The following is a 22,900-nucleotide window of genomic DNA, read 5'->3' as shown; positions in this document are numbered from 1 at the left end:
GGCCAACCTATAATACGCCGAGCCCGGAATTTGGCCATTCGACCAAAGTCTTGGACCAGAACGTTTTCCGGGCGACCAACAGGGGAGGGAACCGATGGAATCGACCTACTGGAACCGCTACTGGCGGGCGCGCCTCGGCCGCCGGGCGTTCCTCGCGGGGGCCGGCGCCGCCGCGGCGGGCGCGGCCGCGCTCGCCGCGGGCTGCGGCGGCGGCGATGACGACGACAGCGGCGCGACGGCGACGCCCGGCGGCGGGCAGGGGACGCAGCCGGCGGGGAGCCCGACGGCGCCGGCTGCGGGCAAACGGGGCGGCACGCTCCGCATCGCGAAGGCTTCGCCCGATACGGGGCTGGACCCGCACATCGTGGTGACGAACCCGATCCACCCGGCGAAGGCGTATTCGCACCTCTGGACGTACCAGCCCTCGACGAAGACGGTCTGCTACGACCTCGCGCTCGAGCATGAGCAGGTGGACCCGCTCACGCTGCGGGTGAAGATCCGCCAGGGGGTGAAGTTCCAGGCGGACGTGGCGAACGGCCGGGAGCTGACGGCGGAGGACATCGCCTATTCGTACACGCGCTTCCCGGTGGCGCTGACGAAGGGTTCGCAGGTGAACCAGATCCAGTGGGGCTGGATCGACAAGATCGAGACGCCGGACAAGTACACGGTCGTCATCAAGCAGAAGAACCCGTTCGCTTCGAACGTGATTTCGCTCGGGTCGAGCGCGTTCGCGGTGGTGGCGAAGGAGGTGGTCGAAGCGAACGGCGGCGACCTGATGAAGGTGATGAACGCCGGGAGCGGGCCGTACCGGATGGTGAAGCGGGAGCCGACGGGGACGCGCTACGAGCGGAACCCGAACTACTTCGAGCACGACCCGCCCTCGCCGACGTACGTGAAGGAGGGGCCGTACATCGACGCGTGGGAGGAAGCGATCATCCCCGACCCGGCGACGATCAAGGCGAAGTTCCTCGCCGGGGAGCTGGACGTGCTCTCGGTGGTGAACATCGACCGGCTGGTGGCGGACGAGCTGGGCCGGGAGAAGGGCGTGAAGGTGGTGAAGGGCCCGGCGAACGGCCACCTCGTGATGCAGTTCGACAACTTCAAGTGGACGGACAAGCGCCACCGGCAGGCCGTGTGGATGGCGATCGACCGGGACGCGTTCATCAAGAACCTGTACCTCGGCGAAGGGCTCTATGGGAGCCCGACGGCTTCGGAGTTCGCGAAGGAGGGATACGGCCTCCCGCAAGATGAACTGAAGAAGCTGCAGCCCTTCAACGCGGCGGATGCGAAGAAGCTGTGGCAGGAATCGGGCGGGGCGCAGGCGTTCCCGACCATCAAGATGGTCACGATGCAGGCGATCCCGATCTTCGCGACGGCGACGGAGTTCGTGAAGAAGCAGCTGGAGCAGAACCTCGGCGCGAAGGTGGAGGTGGAGGTGGTGGACCCGGCGACGTACGTGGCGCGGGCGGTGGCGGGGTTCGCGGAGAAGGCGCCGAAGCCGTGGGATCTGTTCATCGCGTGGGAGCTTTCGCTGCAGACGATCCCGGACTACAACGCGCTGGCGCACTACGTGCCGGTGGGCTACGGGGCGATTTTCGGCAACCTGCGGCCGGATTCGCCGAAGGCGGAGACCGCGGCGTTCGCGGTGAAGATGCAGCAGCTCTGGGCGGCGCAGGCGCAGGAGCTGAACCCGGAGGCGCGGAAGCAGAAGGTGCAGGAGATCGTCCGGACGATCCACCAGGAGTACGGGCCGGCGGTGCCGCTGCCGGTTCCGGAGTTCCAGTACGCGGCCTTCCGCGACCGGGTGAAGAACTACCCGGAGAAGGACTTCATGTACGCGAACGCGGGCACCGGCCTCTTCCGGGTGCAGAACCTCTGGCTGGACGGCTGATCCGGTCCCGGGTGGAAGGCGGAGCCGCCCCGCTCCGCCTTCCACCTCCCCCTCCTGGCAGGTGAACGGCGATGCGAACGTACATCCTGCGCCGGCTGGCGCTCTTTCCCGTCACGCTCCTCGGCGTCTCGATCCTTTCGTTTGCGCTCATCCGGGCGCTGCCGGCTGATGCGGCGACGATCCGGCTCGGCGCTTCGGGATCGGCGTGTGAAGAGTGCATCGAGGTCGTCAAGAAGGAGCTGGGCCTCGATAAGTCGAAGCCGGAGCAGTACCTGCTCTGGCTGGGGAACGCGCTGCGCGGCGATTTCGGGCTTTCGACGGCGACCCGGCGGGAGATCACGCCCGAGCTGCGGGACCGCTTCCTGACGACGCTGCAGCTGGGGCTGGTGACGGTGTTCTTCACGCTGGCGATCGGCGTGCCGGTCGGCGCGCTTTCCGCGGTGCGGGCGCATTCGGCGGCCGATTACACGGCGCGCTTCTTTTCGATCCTCGGGCTTTCGGTGCCGAGCTTCTGGCTGGGCACGCTGGTCATCTACCTGCCGGCCTACTGGTGGGGCTGGACGCCGGTGAAGCAGTGGCGGGGCTTCGCGGAAGACCCGGTCGCCCACATCGGGCTGCTGATTTTGCCGGCGCTGGTGCTGGGCATCGGCGCCTCGGCGTACGTAGCGCGCATCGTGCGGTCGAGCATGCTCGAGGCGTTCTACGCGGACTACGTGCGGACGGCGCGGGCGAAGGGGCTGAAGGAGCGGAGCGTGGTGTGGATCCACGTCTTCCGGAATTCGGTGCTGACGCTGCTGACGGTGCTGGGGCTGCAGTTCGGGCTCATCCTCGGCGGTTCGATCGTCATCGAGCAGCTGTTCGCGATCCCGGGGATGGGGTCGATGGCAGCGAAGGCGGTGGCTGACCGCGACCACCAGACGATCCAGGCGGTGACGGTGACGATCGCGGCCTCGTTCCTGACGGTGACGCTGATCGTGGACGTGCTCTACGCCTGGGCCGACCCGCGGCTGCGGGCGTGAGCGGAGGGAGGGACGCGACGATGGCAACGGAAGCGCAGGCGGGCGTGCTGGCGGGGCCGGTGAGCCGGCCGACGTTCGGGCTCGGGCGGCTGAAGCGGTTCGCGCGGCGGCAGCCGCTCGGGACGGCCTCGGCGGTGGTGATCGGGCTCCTCGTCTTCGCGGCGGTCTTCGCGGATGCGCCGTTCATGCGGACGACGGACCCGAAGGAGTTCGGTTCGAACATCCTCGTGCCGCCGAGCGGCGAGCACTGGTTCGGCACGAACCGGAACGGGCAGGACCTGTATTCGCGGGTGGTGTACGGGGCGCGGCCGTCGCTGATGGTGGGGATGGCGACGGTGCTCATCAGCGTGGTGGGCGGGACGGTGCTGGGGCTGCTGGCCGGCTACCTCGGCGGCGTGGTCGATACGGTGATCAGCCGGCTCTCGGAGGTGCTCCTGTCGTTCCCGGCGATCCTCTTCGGGCTGGTGGTGGCGACCTGGCTCGGGCCGGGACTGAAGGCGGTGATCATCGCCATCAGTATCATCTTCACGCCGGTGATCATGCGGATCATCCGGGGGGCGGTGCTGGTGGAGCGGCAGCGGATGTACGTGGACGCGGCGCGGGTGATCGGCTGTTCGGAGGCGCGGCTGATGTTCCGGCACATCCTGCCGAACATCGGGCCGCTGGTGATCGTGGTGGCGAGCACGACGCTGCCGGCGGCGATCCTGGCGGAATCGGCGCTGACGTTCCTCGGGGTCGGGCTGCCGCTGGGCGAGCCGAGCTGGGGGAACGACCTCGGGCCGCAGGCGCGGGCGTACTTCAACATGGCGTGGTGGCTGGCGGTCTTTCCCGGGGTGGCGCTGAGCCTGACGGTGCTGGCCTTCAACCTGCTGGGCGACGCGCTGCGGGACGAGCTGGACCCGCGGCTGCGCGGCAGCGGGCTGGGCGAGGGCTGACCGCGGCTGTAAAGAGCGCTTCCGTATCCCGTATCGGCGCGGGTGGTAATCTCGGAGGGGCTGCCGGCGGGTTTGCCGGCGGCCCCGTGCTGACCGCAATCCAACCTTCTCCGCAGGAACGAAGCGCCCATGTCGAACCGCCAGGCCCGCCGCGAAATGAGCCGCACGCAGGGGACGCGGCCGCAACGCAGCCAGCGCCCAACCACGCCCGCACCGCGCCGGACGGGCGGCGGCGGGGGGAGCGAAATCTTCAGCCGGCCGTTCGTCCTGATCGTGGCGGCCGTCATCGTCGTCCTCGGCGGCATCCTCGTGGCGGTGCTGGCGACCTCGGGCGGGGGATCGAGCGACGACCTGGCGAGCCGGCTCCGGAGCCACGCCGCGAACATCCCGACGGACCTCGCGAACGGGATGAAGCTCGGCAAGGACGACGCGCCGGTGAAGCTGACGGTGTACGCCGACTTCCAGTGCCCGTTCTGCCTGAAGTTCACGGGCGAGCAGGAGATCGACATCATCGACGAGTTCGTGAAGACGGGCCGGGTGCAGCTGGAGTACCAGAACCTGCCGATCCTCGGCTCGGAATCGGTGCGGGCGGCGCTGGCGGGCATGTGCGCGGCAGACCAGAACAAGTTCTGGCAGTACCACAACAAGCTGTTCCTCGTTCAGGCGGAGGCGGGGCAGGCAGACGACGAGAAGGTGAACGTCGGCCGCTTCTCGGATGAGAATTTGAAGAAGTACGCGGCCGAGCTGGGGCTCGATACGGCGCAGTTCGACCGGTGCCTCGATACGTCGCAGCACCTGGACGAGGTGACGGAGCAGCAGCGGACGGCGAATTCGTTCGGCATCCGCGGGACGCCGGGCTTCCTCGTGAACGGGACGCCGCTCGGGGCGGGCGCGCCGGCGAGCATGGACGGCTGGCGCAGCCTCTTCCAGCAGGTGGAGCAGCAGCTGGCGACGCAGACGGCGCAGGCGGGTTCGACCGCGACGCCGGGCGCGAGCCCCGCGGCCACCGCGACGCCGACCCCCTAGCCGGCGATGGCGAGCGCCGACGGCCCCGGCAGCAGCACCGGCCCAGGCCGGCCGACGGCGTGGATGGCCGCGGCGGGCGTGCTGGGCATCGCCGTCGCCGTGCTCGCGGGGCTGCTGGTGTGGCGCTGGGACGGCAACGGCGACGCCGCCGGGACGACCTCGAGCGGCCCCGGGTGGGCGGCGACCGGGCCGCGCGCGCCGACGCACGAGCACGCCGATTTCGCGGTCGTCATCCGCGGCGAGCGGTTCGATTTCGGGCAGCCGCAGTTCATCTCGGACACCGAGGGCAAGGAGCTGAGCGAGCACGTGCACATCCACGCCCCGCGCTTCACGGTGGTGCACGTGCATTCGACGCTGGTGACGTGGGGCGAGTTCTTCCAGAGCCTCGGGTTCAAGCTGACGGACCCCTCGTTCCCGGGGGTGACGGATGAGCGGACCTGTCTCGAGCTGCCCTCGGGGGAGAAGCTGTGCAACACGGCCTCGGAGCGGTGGTCGTTCATCGCGAACGGGGTGCCGGTCGACGGGCTCGCGACGGTGAACATCGGCGACCTCGACCGGGTGCTGTTCAGCTACGGGCCAGAGACGCCGGAGGAGGCGCTGGCGAAGTACTGGGGGCTGGTGACGGACCAGGCGTGCATCCCTTCGGAGCTGTGCAAGGCGCGCATCCCGGCGGACGAGCCGCCGGAGACCTGCTCGGGCCGGGGCACCTGCACGCGCTGAGCGGGGAATCGGCGGGAGGGCCGCCTAGACGGCGGCCCAGTCGTTCGTGGTGAAGATATCGACGTCCGGCGGCGTGCGTTCGCCGAGTTCGAGGCGGAAGCCGGCGACGGCGCCGATCATCGCGGCGTTGTCGGTGCAGAACTTCGGCGGCGGGATGCGGACCGGCACGGGGCAGCGGCGCTGGAGCTCTTCGCGGAGGCGGGCATTGGCGGCGACGCCGCCGGCGACGAGGACGTTGCGGGCGCCGAGTTCGCGGGCGAGGCGGGAGGTTTTCCCGGCGAGGACGTCGACGACGGATTCCTGGAACTCCCAGGCGACCTCGGGGACGGGGTAGCGGCCTTCTCGGACGGTGTGGAGGACGGCCGTCTTGAGACCGCTGAAGCTGAAGTCGAAGGTGCCGTGGAGCCAGGCGCGGGGGAGTTCGAGCGAGGAGGGGCCGCCTTCGAGCGCGGCTTTCGCGATGTGGGGGCCGCCGGGGAAGGGCAGGCCGAGGAGGCGGCCAGCCTTGTCGAAGGCTTCGCCGGCGGCGTCGTCGCGGGTGCCGCCGATGCGCTCGTACTGGCCGTGGCCGCGCATGAAGACGAGGTCGGTATGGCCGCCGGAGACGACGAGGCAGAGGGCGGGGAACTCGGGCTCGGGGCCTTCGACGAGCCAGTTGGCGTAGATGTGGCCCTCGAGGTGGTTGATGCCGATGAAGGGGAGGCCGCGGCCGGCGGCGATGGCGCGGGCGGCGTTGTAGCCGACGAGGAGGCTGCCGGCGAGGCCGGGGCCGCGGGTGCCGGCGACGGCGTCGATATCGTCGAGGGTGCAGTTGGCGGCCTCGAGCGCCTCCTGGATGACCGGGACGATCTTGAGGAGGTGCTGGCGGGAGGCGACCTCCGGGACGACGCCGCCGTACTTCGCGTGGAGGTCGACCTGGGAAGAGACGATGGAGGAGAGAGCGACGCGCCCGTCTTCGACGACCGCCGCCGCCGTCTCATCGCACGACGATTCGATCGCGAGAACTTTCACGTCTATCAGGGTAGCAGCGGGAACGGGGAACGGGGAACGGGGAACGGGGAGTTAGGAGTTGGGCGTTGGGAGTTGGGAGGGAGCGCAGGGCGGAAGCCGGGCTGGTCAACCTTCGACCTTCAACCTCCAACCTCCAACCTCTCCAACCTCCAACCTCCAACCTCACCCCCGGGGACGGCGTCGGCGGCGAGGCCGGGGAGGATGCGGCGGTAGGGGAGGGTGCCCGGGGCGGCGGACGGGATATCGAGCGCGGCGCCGTCGTTGACGGTGTGGCGGTCGCTGGTGTTCGACGCGACGGCGACGGTGGCGCGGATCGGCCCGGCGGTGCCGGGTTCGACCCGGACGACGAGGACGATCTCGCGCGAGGTCCCGGGCTCGAGGACGCCGCCGGTGCAGGTGATGGAGTTGGCGAAGTAGGGCGGAGTCACGCAGGTATGGCCAGGGGCGTCGACGCGGACGAAGCTGGTGCCCGGCGGCACGGAGGCGTAGAAGCGGGGCGAGGCGGCGGCATCGGGGCCGGCGTTCGCCATGGTGAGACGGAGCGCGAGGAGGTCGCCCGGCCGGTAGGCGGCGGGGTCGGCGCTGATGGCGGCGGAGAGGTCGGCCTCGAGCTGGCGGACCACGCGGAGGACGACGTCGTTGCCATCGCCGCCGCGGTAGCTGACGGCCCAGCGGTAGCCGGCGCGGGCGAAGGTGGCGCCTTCGGGCAGGTCGCGGAAGGTGCCGGCGACGGGGCCGGCACCGACCTGGACGATGGTGAACGTGTCGCCGGGTTCGGGCGCGTAGGCGGGCGCGAGGCGGAGGTCGAGGAGCGTGCCGGCGAGGCTGAGCGACCCGGCGGTCAGCCGGCTGTAGCCGATGCCGGGCACGGTCCCGGCGATATCGATGCGGAGCGTGCCGCCGGAGAAGTCGGCAGGGCCGGCGACCGCGAGCGTGCCGATGGCGGGGCCGGAGCCGGGCCAGGCGGTGCCGCCGGCCACGGCGAGGGAGCCGAGCACGCCGGTGCCGCGGATGAGCCCGTCGCGGCCGGCCCGGGCGGCGGCAGGGGCGGCGGGGGCGTCCCAGGTGAGGTTGCCCTGGGCGGCGACGGCTATGCCGGCGAAGGTGCCGCCGTCGATCTCGAGCTTGCCGCCGCCGACCAGTTCGAGCGTGGCGGCTGGCGGCCCGCTGAGGGCGCCGACGAGGAGGGTGCCGTTCGCGACGGCGACGCGGGCATCGGCGGCAAGCGTGAGGTCGTCGAGCGCGGCGGCGCCCCAGGGGGCCTGCAGCGCGCCGGCACCGGATGGGCCCGTGCCCGCGATGGTGACCGGCTCCGGGCCGAGGTCGACGCCGAACCCGAGCCGGAGCGCGCCACCGCCTGTGACGGACGTCCCGGCTGCGGCGGTGCCGAGGGCGGCGCCGTGGTCGGCGATGAGGGTGCCGCCGGCGACCTGGACCGCCCCGGCGAACAGCTGCGCCGCGGTGATGCGGAGCGTGCCGGCGGTGAGCTGGATGCCGCCCGGGCCGCCGATGGGCGCAGCGAGCTGCACGGTTCCCGGGGCCGAGACGGAGAGCTGACCGGTGACGTCGGCCTGGCCGCCGAGGAAGGTGTAGCCCGCGCCGGTGACCTGGATGGCGGCGTAGGGGCCGGTGCCGAGGTCGTTGGAAGGGCTGAGCTGGCCGGTGACCGGCGGGAAGACGAGCGTATCGCCGGGCGACGGGAGCGACGCGCTCCAGTTGGCGGGGTTCGACCAGAGGCCGTTCGTGCCGGCGCCGGTCCAGGTGACGGTGGCGGCGGCGCGGCCGGCTTCGGGCGCGCGGGCGAGCGCGGTGACGACGAGGAGGGCGGCGACGAACGGGAGCAGGAGACGCCGGGGCACGGTGGACCTCCGCCGCGAGGTTCGGACTCATGATAGAGAACGCCGGGCGGCGCGGCGGGGGTTCCGGGAGGCGGGAAGCGGGAGGCGGGAAGCGGGAGGCGGGAGGCGGGAAGCGGGAAGCGGGAGGCGGGAAGCGGGTGAAATCGAACGTCGGGGTGGGCCTCCCGGCCCTCCGCGGGGACGGAGCCCCGCGGCTACGGAGTTGGGAGCGGGGGAGGCGGGAAGCGGGAGGCGGGAGGAAGGCCGACCTCCAACCTCCAACCTTCAACCTCCAACCTCCGGGGCGGGATCACGGGGTGGGGGTTGGGGTTGGCGTGGCGGCGCCGGGCTGGGGGATGCGGAGCTCCTGGCCGGGAAAGATGAGGTCGGGGTCGGCGAGGGCGTTGGCGGCGGCGAGCGCTTCGATGGTGACGCCGAAGCGCTCGGCGATGGCGCCGAGGGTGTCGCCTTCCTGGACGGTGTAGGTGCCGGGGTTCGGCGTCGGCGAGGGCGAGGCGGCCGGGCTCGGGGACGGGGCCGGCTGCTGGCCGGCGGGCGCCGTCCCGGCCGGGGCGGTGGCGGTGCCGGCCGACGCCTGACCGCCGTCGAAGGGGTTGCCGCCGGGGCCGCCGCCTCCGCCGCAGGCGGCCGCGAGGAGCGCGGCCAGGACGATGCCGGCGAGCGACGTGCGCATCGAACCCTCCATCAGGGCCCCCGCGGCGAAGCCTAGGCGATGATGTGATGGGCTGTAAACAGGGCGCGGCGCGCGTCAGTCCATGCGCTCGCCGGGCAGCTCGCCGCCGGGGTGTTCGCCCCAGCGGGCGGTCCAGGCATCGATGGCGGCGACGATCCGTTCGAGTTCGCGGCCTTTTTCGGTGAGGCGGTATTCGATGCGGACCGGGTGTTCGGGGTAGACGGTGCGGCTGACGATGCCCTCGGCTTCGAGTTCGCGAAGGCGCTCGGCGAGGAGGCGGTCGGAGAGGCCGGGCACGGCGGCGAGGATGGCGGTGAAGCGGCTGGAGCCGGCGAGGAGGGAGCGGATGATGGCGCCGGTCCACCGCCGGCCGATGAGTTCGACGGTGTGCTGGAAGGCCGGGCAGTAGGGGCTGACGTCGGCGGCGCCGCGGGTGTCGGTGCTCACACGTTCAGGATACCACCGCGGGCGGGGGCACTGGCCGGCTGCTCAGGTTGCGGCGAGCTCGGCGACGAGGTCGCGGAGCGCCTGGAGGTCGAACGGCTTGGCGAGGAAGCGGCGGCCTTCGCGGGCGAGGTCGTCGCGCGGGTAGCCGCTCATGATGGCGACGGGCGTGCCGGGGGCGACGCGGTCGAGTTCGCGGAGGGTGCCTTCGCCGCCGATGCCGGGCATGGTGAGGTCGAGCAGGATGCACGCGAACTGCTCGCCGGCTTCGAGGAGGCGGATGGCCTCTTCGCCCGAGGGGACGGCGACGGTTTCGTACTTCCAGAGGGCGAGGGCGCGGGTGAGCATGCTGCGCACGGCATCCTCGTCGTCGACGACGAGGATGCGCGGCGCGGCGGTGTCATCGGCTGGCATGACACTTCGAGTATGCGGCAATCGTCAAGAGGTGGCGACTGCCGAACGGCCGTTCCTTCGCGGTCAGGAGGTCATTCCGCCGAGGCCGACGAGGGCGCGGCCGTGTTCGACTTCGCCCATGTGGCGGAGGCCGTGCTGGTAGACGAAGCATTCGAGCACGTCGAGCCGGCGGAGCGGTGCGCCGGGGCCGATGACGAGGGCGCAGAAGATCTGCTGCATGTTGGGCGGGAGCTGGGGGAGGACGACCTCGGCGAGGCGGTCGGCGGTGAGCGTGTCGAGGACGCGGGCGGTGCGGGCGGTGACTTCGGCCTGGTACGCCTTCCATGCGTCGAGGTCGGCGATGCGCTGGTGCTCCATCTGTTCGACGGTTTCTTCGCGGCCGAGGGCATCGACGGCGACGCCGGTCTTCGCGGCCCAGGCGCCCTGCTGCCAGAGCGGAGGTTCGCCGAGGAAGATGGCGCTGACGGACTGGTCCTGCGCGCGGAGGTAGTGGGTGAAGCTGAAGGCGACGGGGAGAACGCCGGGGCGCTCGTGGTGGTTGAGCTGCTCGAGCGTCATATCGCTGATGGCGCGCTCCCAGAGGAGGTTCATGGCGCGGATGCGGTTGCAGAGGGAGGAGACGAACATCGCTTCGTGGCTCACTGGGCGGCTCCGGTGACGGGGATGCGTTCGGTATCGCGGGCGACGCGGATGGGCCCGGCGAAGTGGTCGGCCATGCCGGCGGTGAAGCGGTCGAGCTCGGGGCCGGCGTTCGGCACGGGCGGGATGAGGTGGTCGAGGACGAGCTGGCGGACGCCGGCGCGGGCGGCGAGGCGCGCGACCTCGGCGACGTCGATGTGGTAGCTGGGGATGTCGTCGAAGAGGGAGGCCTGGAGGTCGCGGCCGACGGCGCGGAGGGCGCGGATGCGCTCGTCGAGCAGGCGGGTGTTGAGCGCTTCGCAGACGAGCATGTCGGCGCCCTCGGCGGCGTGGAGGAGGGATTCGCAGAAGGCGGTATCGCCGGAGAGGACGGCGGTGCGGCCGTCGAAGCGGGCGCGGTAGCCGAGGGCGGGGACGACGGGGAAGTGGTCGACTTCGAACCGTTCGAGGACGAGCCCGCCGCGTTCGAAGAAGGGCTCGGGCCGGCGGGTGGCGCTGATTTCGGTGACTTCGACGAGGATGCCGTCGGGGTGGAGCTTGTCGCCGTGGTGGGCGATGCGGAAGCCGATGTCGCGGCGGAGGGCGTGGAGGAAGCCTTCGACCATTTCGCCGGTGCCTTCGGGGCCGTAGACGCGGAGCGGGGTGCGCGCGCCGGAGGTCCAGCGGAGAAAGAGGAAATCGGGGACGTCGGTGATGTGGTCGGAGTGCATGTGGGTGAAGATGGCGGTGTCGATGGCGGCGGGCATGATGCCGGCGGCGAGGATGTTGCGGGCGGCGCCCCAGCCGCAATCGACGAGGACGTGCTGGTCCCCGGCGACGATGACGTGGCCGGCACCGCAGCGATCGGGGCTGGGGAGGGGGCTGCCGGTGCCGAGGAAGACGATGTCGAATTGTTGCACTGTCTCGAATCTCCTTCGGATTCGTGGCACTCTAGCAGAGATTCGGGAGGGGCGTCCATTAGCGGCCGCGCGGGTAGGATCGGGGCATGAGCAGCAGATACCGGGCAGCGATTTTCGATATCGGCGGGGTGCTGACGCACTCGCCGGTGACGCGGATCAAGGAGTTCTGCCGGGAGTACGGCATCCCGGACGAGGTGCGGGTGGCGATTTTCGCGCCGGAGGATGGGCCCTGGTCGCGGTTCGAGCGGAGCGAAATCCCGCCGGAGGGGTTCGCGGAGCTGTTCGACCGGCACATCGCGGGGCTGGAGACGGCGGCGAACGGGCGGCAGTTCCTCGAATGGTTCTTCCAGGGCTTCGGCGAGCGGCCGGAGATGGTGGCGGTGGTGCGCCACCTGCGGGGCCGGGTGAAGCTGGGGAGCATCACGAACAACGTGGCGCGGGACGAGCCGGCGCAGCGGCGGACGAGCGGGATCGACGTGCACAGCCTGTTCGACGTGGTGGTGGAGTCGGCGATCGTGGGGGTGCGGAAGCCGGAGCCGCGGATCTACCAGATCGCCTGCGAGCAGCTGGGCATCGAGCCGCCGGAAGCGGTCTTCCTCGATGACCTCGGTGCGAACCTGAAGGGCGCGAAGGCGCTCGGGATGCACACCATCAAGGTGGACGAGACGACGCGGGCGATCGACGAGCTGGAGGAGGCGCTGGGCATCCCGCTGCCGCGGCTCTGAGGACGGGGACCGGCGCGGCGCGTACGATTGCGGGAGATGGAGCCCGCATCGCGCTGGTACACCTCGCAGCGGCTGAAGCTGCACTACCTGGTTTGGGGCGACGAGGCGAAGCCGCCGCTCATCCTCATCCACGGGACGCGCGACCATGCGCGGTCGTGGGACCGGGTCGCGCGGGCGCTGGCGGACCGGTACTGCGTGTACGCGCCGGACCTGCGGGGCCACGGCGATTCGGACTGGGCGATCGGGGGCAACTACTCGATCATCGACTACGCGCTGGACATCCACGCGCTGGGGGAAGCGATCGGCCGGGCGCCGTACGTGATCATCGGCCACAGCCTCGGGGGCGGGGTGGCGCTGCAGTACGCGGGGGCCTTCCCGGAGAAGGTGACGCGGCTGGTGACGATCGAGGGGCTGGGCGGGCTCGGCTGGCAGCGGGAGCGCCGGCCGGCCCACAAGCGGATGCGGCAGTGGGTGGAGAGCATGCGGGAGCTGGAGCGGCGGCAGCTGCGCACCTACCCGACGATCGACGATGCGACGCACCGGATGATGGAAGCGAACCGGCACCTCTCGCCGGAGCTGGCGCGGCACCTGACCGAGCACGGGGTGCGGCCCGCGGAATCGGGCTATACGTGGAAGTTCGACAACTACACCCACGCGGGGTCGCCGTACGAGTTCAACATGGAGGATGCGCGCGACCTCTGGAACCAGATCCGCTGCCCGATGCTGGTCATCTGGGGGCGGGAGAGCTGGGGGACGCGGCCGGGCGGACCGCCGGACCTCTCGGCGTTCCACGATTACCGGGCGGTGGAGGTGGAGGGTGCGGGGCACTGGGTGCACCACGACCAGTTCGAGACCTTCATGGAGCAGGTGAATGCCTTCCTTGGTGCGTAGGCTGGCGCTCGGCGCAGCGGCGGCGGCAGTGGCGGCGGGGCTGGCCGCCGGGTGCGGCGGCGACGGCGGCGATGCGCCGGGCGGCGGCGGCGGGACCACCCCGGCGGCGACCGCGCCGGCGGACCCGGCTGCGGCGCTGGAGGCGCGGGCGGTCCCGGCGGGGCTCGCCGACGGCGTGCGGCTGGGGCGGGCCGATGCGCCCATGGTCATCGAGATGTACGCGGACTTCGGCTGCCCGCACTGCCTCGAGTTCACCGTGAACGTGGAGCCCCGGCTGGTGGAGGAGTACGTGGTGACGGGGAAAGCGGCGCTGGTGTACCGCTTCCTGCCGCTGCGGGATTTGACGGCCGGGCCGGCGATTGCGGCGTGGTGCGCGGCGCAGCAGAACCGGTTCTGGGAATACCACAACCTGCTCTTCGCCGCGCAGGCGCGGGCGGCGAACGGCGGCCGGCCGTCGCTCGGGGAGTCGTTCATCTACGACGGATTGCGGGCGATGGCGGAGCGCGCGGGGCTCGACATGGCGGCGTGGGAGGCGTGCATCGGCACCTCGGCGCCGGTCGATGCCATCGTGGCGGACATGGCGGAGGCCTCGAAGCTGGGCATCAACGGGACGCCGACGTTCGTCATCGACGGCGCGGTATACCAGAACCCGGGGACGTGGGCGGAGTGGCAGAAGGTGCTCGCGCAGGCGGGAAGGTAGGGGAGATGGGAGTTGGGAGTTGGGAGATGGGAGATGGGAGTTGGGAGTCAGGAGTTGGGAGGTTGGAGGGCCGGCAACCTCGAACCTCCAACCTTCAACCTTCAACCTCCAACCCCGGGGCGGGGTAAGCGGGCGAAGGGCGGGGCAGCCGGGGCGCGGCCTACTCGCCGGGGGCCGCGGGGCGGACGATGATGACGCGGCCGTGGAGGAGGCTGCCGTTGAGGGCGAGGACGGCGGCATCGGCAGCGGCCGGGTCGTCGAAGGGGACGAGGGCGTAGCCGCGGGAGATGCCGGCCGCATCGAGCACGAGGTGCGGGGGCACGGCCGGGCCGAACGGCGCGAAGAGGTCGCGCAGCTCAGCTTCGGTGGTGAGGTAGCTGAGGTTGCCGATGTAGAGGTCCACGGGTGCGCGCCGCCTTCCTTGCTGGCCGGCGCCGAGGGCGCGCCGCGAATCGTTCGCACGTGACGAACGGTTGGTGTCCTTCGACCGTACCACGGGCAGGGCGGACGCACACCCGGCCCACGGGGCCTTTACCGGCCTGCCCCGGGGCCATCGCCCGGGTCACACCTCGGCGTTGACGATTTCGGGCGCGGGCTCTTCGGGGAGCGGCGGGAGCTCCCTCGGACTGCTGATGCCGAAGTGCTCGAGGAAGCGGATGGTGGTGCGGTAGAGCTTCGGACGGCCCGGGCCGTCGCCGATGCCGGCCTGCTCGATGAGGCCGCGCTGTTCGAGGATGGCGACGTGGCGGTCACTGTTGACGCCGCGGATGGCTTCGATTTCGGCGCGGGTGCAGGGCTGGCGGTAGGCGATGATGGTGAGCGTTTCGAGGGCGGCGCGGCTGAGGCGCTGGCCGGGGCCGGCGCCGAGCAGGGCTTCGATGTAGGGCGCATACTCCGGGGCGGCGCCGAGGCGGTACTTCTGGCCGTCTTCGATGAGCCGGAGGCCGCGCGCCTGGTAGTCGGCGGCGAGCTGGGCGAGGGCCTTGCGGGCCGCGGCTTCGCTCACCCCGGCGGCGCGGGCGAGCGCGCCGAGCGGCTGCGGCTCTTCGGCGACGAAGAGGAGCGCTTCGAGCACCCACGGGAGTTCGTTCGCGGATGGCGCCCGGTTCGGCTGACGGTCAGGCATCGGGCCGGCGCTCCGGGTCGGGCGGTTCGGGGGTCTCGACCCCGCGCGCGGCGGGGAAGATGGGTGCGGGCGGGGCCGCCTGCCCGGCGCCCGGCGGCGGGGGCGGGGGACCGGGCGCGAAGGCGGGCCGCGCGGGCGGCATGCCGGCCGGGCGGGCGGCGAGCTCGTCGTACGTGATGCGGATGGCCGGACGGCGGACGCTGGTGACGCCGACCTGCTCGCGAAGGACGGCGTGGACGGTATCGACCATGACCTTCGTGGCCATGGCGATGCTGACGCTGGGCTCGATGGTGGCGTCGATGTGGCTTTCGACGGCGCCGGAGCGGACGTCGACGCGGGGTTCGGCGCGGCGCACTTCGGGCAGGGCCTGGAGGGCGTCGCGGAGGATGGCTTCGAGCGTGGCGGCGGAGATTTCGACCGTGCCGCCGTCCTCCTGCCGGAGGGCGAGCACGCCGCGGGAGCGGGGCGCGCCGCTGCGCCAGACGGCCGCGAGGAGGGAGAGGAAGGCGACGACGGCGACGGCGGCGAGGACGAGGCCGAAGACGAGGCGGGCGCCGTCGCTCGAGATGACGAAGGCCTGGAGGTTGAAGTCGCCGACCTGGATGTCGAGCTTCTTATCCTGGTTCCAGGCGAGGGCGAAGAGGCCGCCGCAGGCGGCGAGGAGGAGGATGCTGTAGGCGGCGAGCAGGAGCCTTCGGACGGCGTTCATGGTGCCTCCGTGGGGAGGGTTCCCCGCACGCCGTCATGGTACACCTCGCCGAGTTCAACGGGCGTCACGCGGTTGCGGAGGTTCGCGCCGGGGGCGTAGACGGGGATGTAGTTGTCGGTGTGGCCGAACCACTCGCCCGACTTCTCTTCCTCCCAGAGGACGGGGCGGGTGGTGCCCCGGTGGACCCGGCGGAAGGCGAGGGAGAGCTCCTCGCCGAGGGCGAGCAGGCGGGCCATCCGCTCCTTCTTCACTTCTGGCGGGAGCTGGCCGGGCATCCGGGCGGCCGCGGTGCGGCTCCGCTGCGAGTAGGGGAAGGCGTGGATGCGGGCGAAGCCGACCTCGCGGCAGAGGGCAAGGGTCGCCTCGAAATCGGCCCCGGTTTCACCGGGAAAGCCGGCGATGACGTCGGTGGTGATGGCGGCGGCCGGCACGGCGGCGCGGATGCGCTCGGCCGCGAGGAGGAAGTCGCGCGCGGTGTAGCGGCGGCGCATGGCGGCGAGGATGGTTTCGCTGCCGGACTGGAGGGCGAGGTGGAAGTGGGGCATCAGGCGCGGGTCCTGCCAGAGGGCGAGCAGCTCCGGCGTGATGTCCTGCGGCTGGAGGGAGCTGAAGCGGAGGCGCAGCACCTCGGTGCGCTCGAGGACGCCGGAGATGAGGTGGTGGGGGCGGAGGGGCGGGTCGAGGTCGCGGCCCCACGCGCCGAGCTGCGTGCCGGTGATGACGACTTCGCGCGCGCCGGCATCGACGGCCCGCTGGACTTCGGCGGCGACGGCGTCGATGGCGCGGCTCTCTTCGCGGCCGCGCGTGCGGGGAACGATGCAGAAGGCGCACACGTCGTTGCAGCCTTCCTGCGCTTTGACGAAGGCGCGGGTGAGACCCGGCACGAGCGGCGCCGGTTCGAACGCGGGTGCGGCGGGAGCAGGCGGCGGCGCATCGGCGGCGAGGAAGGCGACGAGCGCGGCCTTGTCGGCATCGCGGGTGCCGGCGACGAAGTCGGCGCCGAGGTCGCGGACGGCATCGAAGCCGGCGGACTGGGGGTAGCAGCCGGTGACGGCGACGCGGGCGGCGGGCGCGAGGCGGCGCATCGAGCGGATGAGCTTGCGGGACTTGGCGTCGGCGACGTGGGTGACGGAGCAGGTGTTGATGACGTAGGCGTCGGCTTCGCAGACGTGGTCGACGACGTCGTAGCCGGCGCGGCGGAGGCCGGCGGCGATTTCGCCGGAATCGGCGAGGTTGAGTTTGCAGCCGAGGGTGAGGACGGCGGCGAGCGGGCGGCCCATGTGCTTCAGGGTACGGCATGGATGCGGCGGCGCGCCTCAGGCCGGGGCGTGCGAAACTCGGGGGGATGGCCCGCCTGCGCCCGAAGCCGAACAGCACGCCGGACGACATCGCCTACGGGGTGAACGCGGTGGCGATGGCGCTGGAGACGGGGCACGCGAAATCGCTGCTGTACTACCGGGAGACGGCGAACGAGCGGGTGCTGGCGCTGGCCGAGCGGGCGCGGGAGGCCGGGCTGCGGGTGGAGGGGGTCGACGCCCGGCGGCTGGACGAGCTGAGCGGCGACGGCGTGCACCAGGGCGTGCTGGCCCGGGTGCGGCCGGTGGAGCCGGTGGACCTGAAGGCGGTGGCGAAGGCGGCCGGGCGGCAGTCGCTCGTGCTGCTGCTGGACCGGGTGACGGACCCGCAGAACGTGGGGGCGATCTTGCGGACGGCGGTCGCGGTGGGGGCGGATGCGATCGTGCTGCCGCTGCGGCGGGGGGCGCTCATCACGCCGGGGGTGCACCGCGCGAGCGCAGGACTCAGCTTCATCGCGCCGGTGACGGCGCCGCAGAACCTCGCGCAGGCGGTGCGGACGCTGAAGGAGGCGGAGTACTGGGTGGCGGCGGCGGACGCGGGGGAGGGGAGCGAACCGGCGACGGCGTTCGACTGGCCGGGGCGGACGGCGCTCATCGTGGGGAGCGAGGGCGAGGGGGTGGGCCAGCTGCTGCTGCGGGAAAGCGACTTCCGGGTGGCGCTGCCGATGGACCCGCGGGTCGAATCGCTCAATGTGGCGGTCGCGACGGGCGCGCTGGCGTACCTGTGGCGGCGGCAGCACCCGTTCCCGGCGCCGGCGACCGGGGGCTGAAGGCCGGCGGCCGGGCGAGGAGGAAGAGGCCGAGCGCGGCCGTGGAAGCTGCCGCCATGCCGCCGGCGAGCGTGGCCGGGCCGGGCTGCACGGCAGCGGAGAAGGCGATGCTCGCCGTCGAAGCGAGCGCCATCTGGGTGAAGCCCATTACGGCGGAGGCGAGGCCGGCCATCTCCGGGAAGTCGGCGAGCGCGGTGGCGGTCGCGGCCGGGCGGGCCATGCCGTTGCCGGCGAGGATGACGAACGCAGGGAGGACCGTCGCGGGGAGGGCTTCGACGCCGAGGAGGGCGAGCGCCATCATCACGGCGGCCGCGGCCCAGCCCATCGCGGCCGCGAGGAGGACGATCCGGCCCGGCGGCCAGCGGGTCGAAAGGCGGCGGCAGGCGGTGGCGCCGGCCATGATGCCGAAGGAGACGAAACCGAAGCTGAGGCCGAAGACGAGCGGGCTCGCGCCGAGGTCGTCGACGAGGACGAACGAGCTCGTGGAGATGAAGATGAGCTGGCCGGCGAAGAGGAGGCCCATGAGCAGCGCGGCCGTGACGAAGGTGCGGGAGCGGAAGAGGCGGCGGTAGTTCGCTGCCTGTCGGGAGAGGGCGAGGGCGGAAGGGTCGGGGGCGCGGTTCGTCTCGGGGAGCAGGGCGAGGAAGGCGGCGGCGAGGGCGACCCCGACGGCGGCCTGCAGGACGAAGACCACGCGCCAGGTCGCGTACTCCTGGATGAGGCCGCCGAAGACGGGCGCGATCATCGGGGCGAGGGCGATGGAGAGGGTGATGAGCGCGAGGATGCCGATCGCCCGTTCGCGGCGGTAGGTATCGATGACGACGGCGTTGGCGATGGCGGGGCCGGCGCCGCCGCCGAGGCCCTGCAGCACCCGGCCGGCGAGCAGCACCGGGATGGTCGGCGCGGCGAGGCAGAGGAGGCTGCCGGCGACGAAGAGCGCGAGTCCGGCGAGGAGGGCGGGCCGCCGGCCGGCGCGGTCGGAGAACGACCCCCAGAAGAGTTGCGCGCCGGCGAAGGCGAAGATGAACAGCGTGACGGCGAGTGAGAGCGTGCCCGTGCTCGTGTCGAACTCCCGGGCCATCGCGGGCATCGAGGGAAGGAAAACGTCGACCGCGATGGGAGCGAGGGCCGCGATGCCGACGAGGACGGCGGTGGCGGCCGGGCGTTCGACCCGGGAACGCGGCGCGGCGGGGGGCTGGGCCATGCGGGGCATCGTACGGGCGAGGCGCGGATCGCGACAGGCGGGGAACTTTTCTCCCGCCGGCGCCGTTGATTTGGGCGGGAGGCATTCCCGGGGAGGCGGAGATGCGGCGGCTGATCCTGGCAGCAGCAGGCGCGATGGCGGTCGCGGCGGCCGCCGCCTGCAGCGGGGGCGAGAGCGAGCGGCCCGCGGAGCCGGGCGGGACGGCGGCAGCGACGGAGACGCCCTCCGCGGCGCGGCCGCTGGCCGTCGTGGCGGTGCAGTCGGGGAGCGAGGACACGCCGGGGCGAAGCTACCCGCTGCTGGAGGTGGTGAGCTTCGACGCGGCGACGGGAGACGAGGCGGCGCGGTTCCAGGCCGGCGGCAGGGACGATTTCCTCACGCCGGGGATGGTCTTCCTCGCCGGGCGGGAGGTGGTGACCGTGGGAGAGAAGCGGGTCGTGCGCCGGGCGCTCGATGGGCGGGAGCTCGGCGTGCTCATGGACTGGCGGGAGGACCAGCGGCCGACGACGGCGGCGCTCTCGCACGATGGGCGGCTGCTCGCCATCGGCTGGGAGGACGCCGGGCTGCGGGACCGGGAGAACGGCGGGCTCATCGTGTTCGAGGTGGCGACCGGCCGGGTCGTCCGGGAGTGGGGCATGGACGTCTTCGGGCCGGCGGTCGGCGCGTGGCCGGCGCCGGAGGGCTGGCACGCGGACGACCTGGGGCTGGAGGTGTTCGGCTTCGCGCACCGCGACGGGCCGGGGGTGTTCGCCTCGGTGCGGCTGGACGGGAGCGTGGCGCGGCGGGGGCCGATCGTGGCGGGCATCGAGCCCGGCGGGCGGCTCATGGCGACGGCACCGGGCGGCTGGACGTGGGCGTGCATGGGCATCGCCATCGCGGCGCGGGAGCTGGTCTTCGCCGACCCGGTGACCGGGCGGGAGGCCGGACGGGCGGGGCTCGACGGCTTCGCGTTCTGGCCGATGCGCTTCGCGCCCGGCGCCGACGCCGTGCTGCTGGAGGCGTACCCGGTCCGCCCGGCGCCGACGGGCGGCGAGTGCTACGCGTGGCAGGCCGGCGCCGAGGTGTACCTGTTCACGTTCGCCAGCGGGAAGCTGGAGCGGGTGCCGAACCCGGGAGCGATCGCGGCTGGGTGGAATGACCCGGCTCTGCCCTCCAAGTTATGCGCCAGCAACGCCGTTGATGCGGGGCCGTGGGCGGAGGTGCGGGACCCGCGCTGGGCGGTCTTCTGCGAGGGAGGCGCGGAGGTGCGCCTCGGCGGGAAGGTCGTGCTGCGCGCGGAGCAGCTCCAGGTGCTGGGCATCGCCCCGGGGGACTGAGGCGGGAGGCGGGAAGCGGGAGGCGGGAACCGGGAGGCGGGAAGCCGGAAGTGGGAAGCGGGAACCGGGAGGCGGGAACCGGGAGGCGGGAGGGGGGAAGCGGGAGGGGGTGACTTCGGGCATACGGGTGGGCCTCGCCGGCCCTCCGCGGGGACGGAGCCCCGCGACGACGGAGTTGGGAGTTGGGAGGGAACTGAGGGCCGTTCGGCCGTGGCGGACGTTCGGCGGCGGGCGGAGAATGCCGCCATGGCGGAGCCGGCAGCGATCGCAACGCACGACCTGACGCGGACGTTCGGCGAGACGGTCGCGCTCGAGGGGCTCGACCTGCGCGTGGAGCGGGGCGAGATCTTCGGCTTCCTCGGGGCGAACGGCGCCGGGAAGACGACGACGATCCGGCTGCTGCTCGACCTCATCCGGCCGACGCGCGGCGAAGCGCGGGTGCTGGGGTTCGATTGCCAGCGGGATTCGCTGGAGGTGCGGCGGCGAATCGGCTACCTGCCGGGCGACCTGCGGCTCTACCCGGGACTGACCGGCGAGCAGACGGCGGCGTACTTCGCGGCGCTGCGCGGCGGGGCGGTGGACCGCGCGTACATGGACGAGCTGGCGCGGCGGCTGGAGCTGGACCTTTCGCAAAAGGCGGGCTCGCTTTCGAAGGGGACGCGGCAGAAGCTCGGGCTCCTGCTCGCGCTGATGGCGCAGCCGCCGGTGCTCTTGCTCGACGAGCCGACGAGCGGGCTCGACCCGATCGTGCAGCACACGGCCTGGGAGCTATTGCGGGAGGCCGCCGCGCGCGGGACGACGGTGTTCTTTTCGTCGCACGTCCTGAGCGAAGTGGAGCAGGTCTGCGAGCGCGTGGCCGTGCTGAAGCGGGGGCGGCTGGTGGCGCTCGATACGGTCGCCGGGCTAAAGGAGCGGGCGGTGCGGCACTGCGAAGTGACGTTCGCGGACGACGCGCCGCCGCCGGGCGCGATCGCCGGGCCGGGGGTGCGGGAGATTCGCCGGGAGCGGCGGGTCATCGAGTTCGAAGTAACGGGGGAGTTCGACCCGCTGCTGAAGGCGCTGGCGGCGTTCCGCGTGGCCGACCTGCGCACCTCGGCGCCGACGCTGGAGGAAATCGTCCGGGAGTACTACGAGGAGGGCGGGCCGTGATGCGGCGGTTCCCGGTGGCGTGGAAGGCGTTCCGCGATGCGCGGGTGACGGCCTTCGGCGGCGGGGCGCTCGCCTTCGGGCTCGGGCTGCTCTACGTGGCGCTGTTCCCGTCGATCCAGGAGACGCTCGCGGGGGCGCAGCTGCCCGAATGGTGGCAATCGTTCGGCGGCGAAGCGGGCTACACGACGCCGGCGGGCTACCTCTCGGGCGAATTCTTCATGGCGGTGCCGATCATCCTCGTCATCTTCGCGGTGGTGAACGGGACGGGCGCGACGGCGGGCGAGGAGTCGGCCGGGACGCTGGAGCTGCTGCTGGCGCAGCCGGTGCGGCGGCGGCGGGTGGTGCTGGAGAAGGCGGCGGGGCTCGGCGCGGCGCTCGCGGTGGCGATGCTGCTCGGCGGGCTGGGCGTGTACGCGGGGCAGGCGCTGGTGGAGTTCGAACTGAGCCCGCTGCGGGTCGCGGCGGCGCTGGTGCTCACGGTGCCGGTGCTGTGGTTCTTCCTCGCGCTCGCGCTGCTGGCGGGGGCGGCGCTGCCGGGGCGGGCGGCAGCGGCGGCGATGTCGACGCTGCTCGCCGTGGCGGCCTACGTGCTGAACACGATTGCGAACCTCGTCGACTGGCTGCGGCCGTGGCGGAAGGCGCAGCCGTTCTGGTGGTCGGACGTCTCGGGGGTGCTGAGCGGCGATTGGGGCGATGCGTGGCAGCCGCTGGTCCTGCTGGCGGCTGCTGCCGTGCTGCTCGCGGGGGCGGTCGTGATGTTCGAACGGCGGGACATCGGCGTGGGCGGCGGGCGGAGGAGGAAGTAGCGGGAACCGGGAGGCGGGAGGCGGGAAGGGGGAGTCGGGAACCGGGAGACGGGAAGCGGGAGCCGGGAAGCGGGAGCCGGGAGGCGGGAGGCGGGAGACGGGAAGCGGGAGGCGGGAGACGGGGCACGGGAGCCGGGAGTCGGAGGTCCGGGTGGGCCTCACCGGCCCTCCGCGGGGACGGAGCCCCGCGGCTACGGAGGCGGGAGGTGGGAGGTGGGAGGTGGGGGAGCGTGCGACGGACCCCGGATTCGTCAACCTCGAACCTTCAACCCCCAACACGGGGCGGTGCGGCAGGCGAGGTCGTAGTCGCGGGGCTCCGTCCCCGCGGGGCGCCATGCGCCCAACGGATGCTCCGGGAACGGGGAGGGGGAAACGGGAGGCGGGAGGCGGGAGGCGGTAGCTTGAATTCGGACGCCCGGGTGGGCCTCACCGGCCCTCCGCGGGGACGGAGCCCCGTGACTACGGAGTTGGGAGGTGGGAGTGTGGAGACGGGAGGGGAACGGGGAACGGGGAACGGGGAACGGGGAACGGGGAACGGGGAACGGGGAGAGAGGATAACCTCCAACCTCCAACCTCCAACCTCCAACCTCCAACCTCCAACCTCCAACCTCCAACCTCC

The 22,900-nt window shown here is 72.3% G+C and carries 24 protein-coding genes; 12 read left to right on the top strand and 12 right to left on the bottom strand.

Features of this window, described 5'->3' with window-relative positions; all coding sequences use genetic code 11:
* Positions 1–94 precede the first annotated feature (94 nt).
* The 5 genes from N2041_RS03240 (at position 95) to N2041_RS03220 (ending at position 5,591) form a co-directional block, all read left to right on the top strand.
* Positions 95–1,891 carry an ABC transporter substrate-binding protein gene (locus tag N2041_RS03240; RefSeq protein ID WP_297675755.1) on the top strand — a complete coding sequence of 599 codons (1,797 nt, stop codon included), beginning with the start codon at positions 95–97 and terminating at the stop codon, positions 1,889–1,891.
* 71 nt (positions 1,892–1,962) lie between these two features.
* Positions 1,963–2,910, top strand: a complete 948-nt coding sequence (locus N2041_RS03235) for an ABC transporter permease (RefSeq protein WP_297675753.1) — start codon at positions 1,963–1,965, stop codon at positions 2,908–2,910.
* 20 nt (positions 2,911–2,930) lie between these two features.
* Complete coding sequence (locus N2041_RS03230) at positions 2,931–3,845, top strand: ABC transporter permease (protein WP_297675751.1); 915 nt, start codon at positions 2,931–2,933, stop codon at positions 3,843–3,845.
* A gap of 129 nt (positions 3,846–3,974) precedes the next feature.
* On the top strand, positions 3,975–4,871 hold the full coding sequence (locus N2041_RS03225) for a thioredoxin domain-containing protein (RefSeq protein WP_297675749.1): 897 nt from the start codon (positions 3,975–3,977) through the stop codon (positions 4,869–4,871).
* Positions 4,872–4,877: 6 nt separating this feature from the next.
* A complete protein-coding gene (locus tag N2041_RS03220) occupies positions 4,878–5,591 on the top strand; it encodes a hypothetical protein (RefSeq protein WP_297675747.1) in 714 nt (237 codons plus the stop codon).
* 24 nt (positions 5,592–5,615) lie between these two features.
* Here the strand turns inward: N2041_RS03220 and tsaD are convergent, their stop codons facing one another.
* The 7 genes from tsaD to N2041_RS03185 all read right to left on the bottom strand — a co-directional run bounded on the left by tsaD (position 5,616) and on the right by N2041_RS03185 (position 11,530).
* Positions 5,616–6,602, bottom strand: coding sequence for a tRNA (adenosine(37)-N6)-threonylcarbamoyltransferase complex transferase subunit TsaD (gene tsaD, locus N2041_RS03215; protein WP_297675745.1), 987 nt, complete (start codon positions 6,600–6,602; stop codon positions 5,616–5,618).
* A 119-nt stretch (positions 6,603–6,721) separates the two neighbouring features.
* Complete coding sequence (locus N2041_RS03210; RefSeq protein WP_297675743.1) at positions 6,722–8,461, bottom strand: hypothetical protein; 1,740 nt, start codon at positions 8,459–8,461, stop codon at positions 6,722–6,724.
* Positions 8,462–8,750: 289 nt separating this feature from the next.
* Entirely contained in the window at positions 8,751–9,134 is a 384-nt protein-coding gene (locus tag N2041_RS03205) for a LysM domain-containing protein (RefSeq protein WP_297675742.1), read from the bottom strand.
* A 75-nt stretch (positions 9,135–9,209) separates the two neighbouring features.
* On the bottom strand, positions 9,210–9,581 hold the full coding sequence (locus tag N2041_RS03200) for a helix-turn-helix domain-containing protein (protein WP_297675740.1): 372 nt from the start codon (positions 9,579–9,581) through the stop codon (positions 9,210–9,212).
* 42 nt (positions 9,582–9,623) lie between these two features.
* Positions 9,624–9,992, bottom strand: a complete 369-nt coding sequence (locus N2041_RS03195) for a response regulator (RefSeq protein WP_297675738.1) — start codon at positions 9,990–9,992, stop codon at positions 9,624–9,626.
* A gap of 63 nt (positions 9,993–10,055) precedes the next feature.
* The gene (locus N2041_RS03190; RefSeq protein ID WP_297675736.1) at positions 10,056–10,634 is read right to left on the bottom strand and encodes a DinB family protein; all 579 of its coding nucleotides are present in this window, start codon (positions 10,632–10,634) and stop codon (positions 10,056–10,058) included.
* Positions 10,631–11,530 (bottom strand): MBL fold metallo-hydrolase, encoded by a 900-nt coding sequence (locus N2041_RS03185; RefSeq protein ID WP_297675734.1) that lies wholly within the window; start codon positions 11,528–11,530, stop codon positions 10,631–10,633. Before N2041_RS03185 ends, N2041_RS03190 begins: the two co-directional genes overlap by 4 nt.
* Before the next feature lie 86 nt (positions 11,531–11,616).
* Between N2041_RS03185 and N2041_RS03180 the strand changes: the two genes are divergently transcribed.
* From N2041_RS03180 to N2041_RS03170, 3 genes are read left to right on the top strand one after another with little or no spacing between them, the layout of a single operon-like run.
* Positions 11,617–12,255 (top strand): HAD-IA family hydrolase, encoded by a 639-nt coding sequence (locus N2041_RS03180; RefSeq protein WP_297675733.1) that lies wholly within the window; start codon positions 11,617–11,619, stop codon positions 12,253–12,255.
* 36 nt (positions 12,256–12,291) lie between these two features.
* Entirely contained in the window at positions 12,292–13,146 is an 855-nt protein-coding gene (locus N2041_RS03175) for an alpha/beta hydrolase (RefSeq protein ID WP_297675731.1), read from the top strand.
* On the top strand, positions 13,127–13,846 hold the full coding sequence (locus N2041_RS03170) for a thioredoxin domain-containing protein (RefSeq protein ID WP_297675728.1): 720 nt from the start codon (positions 13,127–13,129) through the stop codon (positions 13,844–13,846). The genes N2041_RS03175 and N2041_RS03170 overlap by 20 nt, the downstream gene beginning before the upstream one ends.
* Before the next feature lie 160 nt (positions 13,847–14,006).
* On the opposite strand, the gene N2041_RS03165 is transcribed toward N2041_RS03170, so the two are convergent.
* From N2041_RS03165 to N2041_RS03150, 4 genes are all read right to left on the bottom strand, one after another.
* A complete protein-coding gene (locus tag N2041_RS03165) occupies positions 14,007–14,249 on the bottom strand; it encodes a hypothetical protein (protein ID WP_297675726.1) in 243 nt (80 codons plus the stop codon).
* A gap of 159 nt (positions 14,250–14,408) precedes the next feature.
* Entirely contained in the window at positions 14,409–14,972 is a 564-nt protein-coding gene (scpB, locus tag N2041_RS03160) for an SMC-Scp complex subunit ScpB (protein ID WP_297675724.1), read from the bottom strand.
* Positions 14,965–15,681, bottom strand: coding sequence for an alkaline shock response membrane anchor protein AmaP (gene amaP, locus N2041_RS03155; protein WP_297675722.1), 717 nt, complete (start codon positions 15,679–15,681; stop codon positions 14,965–14,967). Before amaP ends, scpB begins: the two co-directional genes overlap by 8 nt.
* Positions 15,678–16,961, bottom strand: a complete 1,284-nt coding sequence (locus N2041_RS03150; RefSeq protein ID WP_297675720.1) for a MiaB/RimO family radical SAM methylthiotransferase — start codon at positions 16,959–16,961, stop codon at positions 15,678–15,680. The genes amaP and N2041_RS03150 overlap by 4 nt, the downstream gene beginning before the upstream one ends.
* Positions 16,962–17,026: 65 nt before the next feature.
* On the opposite strand from N2041_RS03150, the gene rlmB reads away from it, so the two are divergent.
* Positions 17,027–17,806 (top strand): 23S rRNA (guanosine(2251)-2'-O)-methyltransferase RlmB, encoded by a 780-nt coding sequence (rlmB, locus tag N2041_RS03145; protein ID WP_297675717.1) that lies wholly within the window; start codon positions 17,027–17,029, stop codon positions 17,804–17,806.
* Here the strand turns inward: rlmB and N2041_RS03140 are convergent.
* The gene (locus tag N2041_RS03140; protein ID WP_297675715.1) at positions 17,724–19,010 is read right to left on the bottom strand and encodes a multidrug effflux MFS transporter; all 1,287 of its coding nucleotides are present in this window, start codon (positions 19,008–19,010) and stop codon (positions 17,724–17,726) included. The genes rlmB and N2041_RS03140 overlap by 83 nt on opposite strands.
* 101 nt (positions 19,011–19,111) lie before the next feature.
* Between N2041_RS03140 and N2041_RS03135 the strand changes: the two genes are divergently transcribed.
* The 3 genes from N2041_RS03135 (at position 19,112) to N2041_RS03125 (ending at position 22,281) form a co-directional block, all read left to right on the top strand.
* Positions 19,112–20,326, top strand: coding sequence for a hypothetical protein (locus tag N2041_RS03135; protein WP_297675713.1), 1,215 nt, complete (start codon positions 19,112–19,114; stop codon positions 20,324–20,326).
* A gap of 246 nt (positions 20,327–20,572) precedes the next feature.
* Entirely contained in the window at positions 20,573–21,475 is a 903-nt protein-coding gene (locus N2041_RS03130; protein ID WP_297675711.1) for an ABC transporter ATP-binding protein, read from the top strand.
* Positions 21,475–22,281 (top strand): ABC transporter permease subunit, encoded by an 807-nt coding sequence (locus tag N2041_RS03125; protein WP_297676013.1) that lies wholly within the window; start codon positions 21,475–21,477, stop codon positions 22,279–22,281. Before N2041_RS03130 ends, N2041_RS03125 begins: the two co-directional genes overlap by 1 nt.
* The last annotated feature ends 619 nt before the right edge of the window (positions 22,282–22,900 follow it).

Origin of the sequence: Tepidiforma sp. (assembly GCF_026419595.1) — a bacterium.
GTDB lineage: Bacteria > Chloroflexota > Dehalococcoidia > Tepidiformales > Tepidiformaceae > Tepidiforma.
The sequence above is the reverse complement of the archived record's forward strand: the minus strand, read 5'-3'. Positions and strand labels throughout refer to the sequence as shown.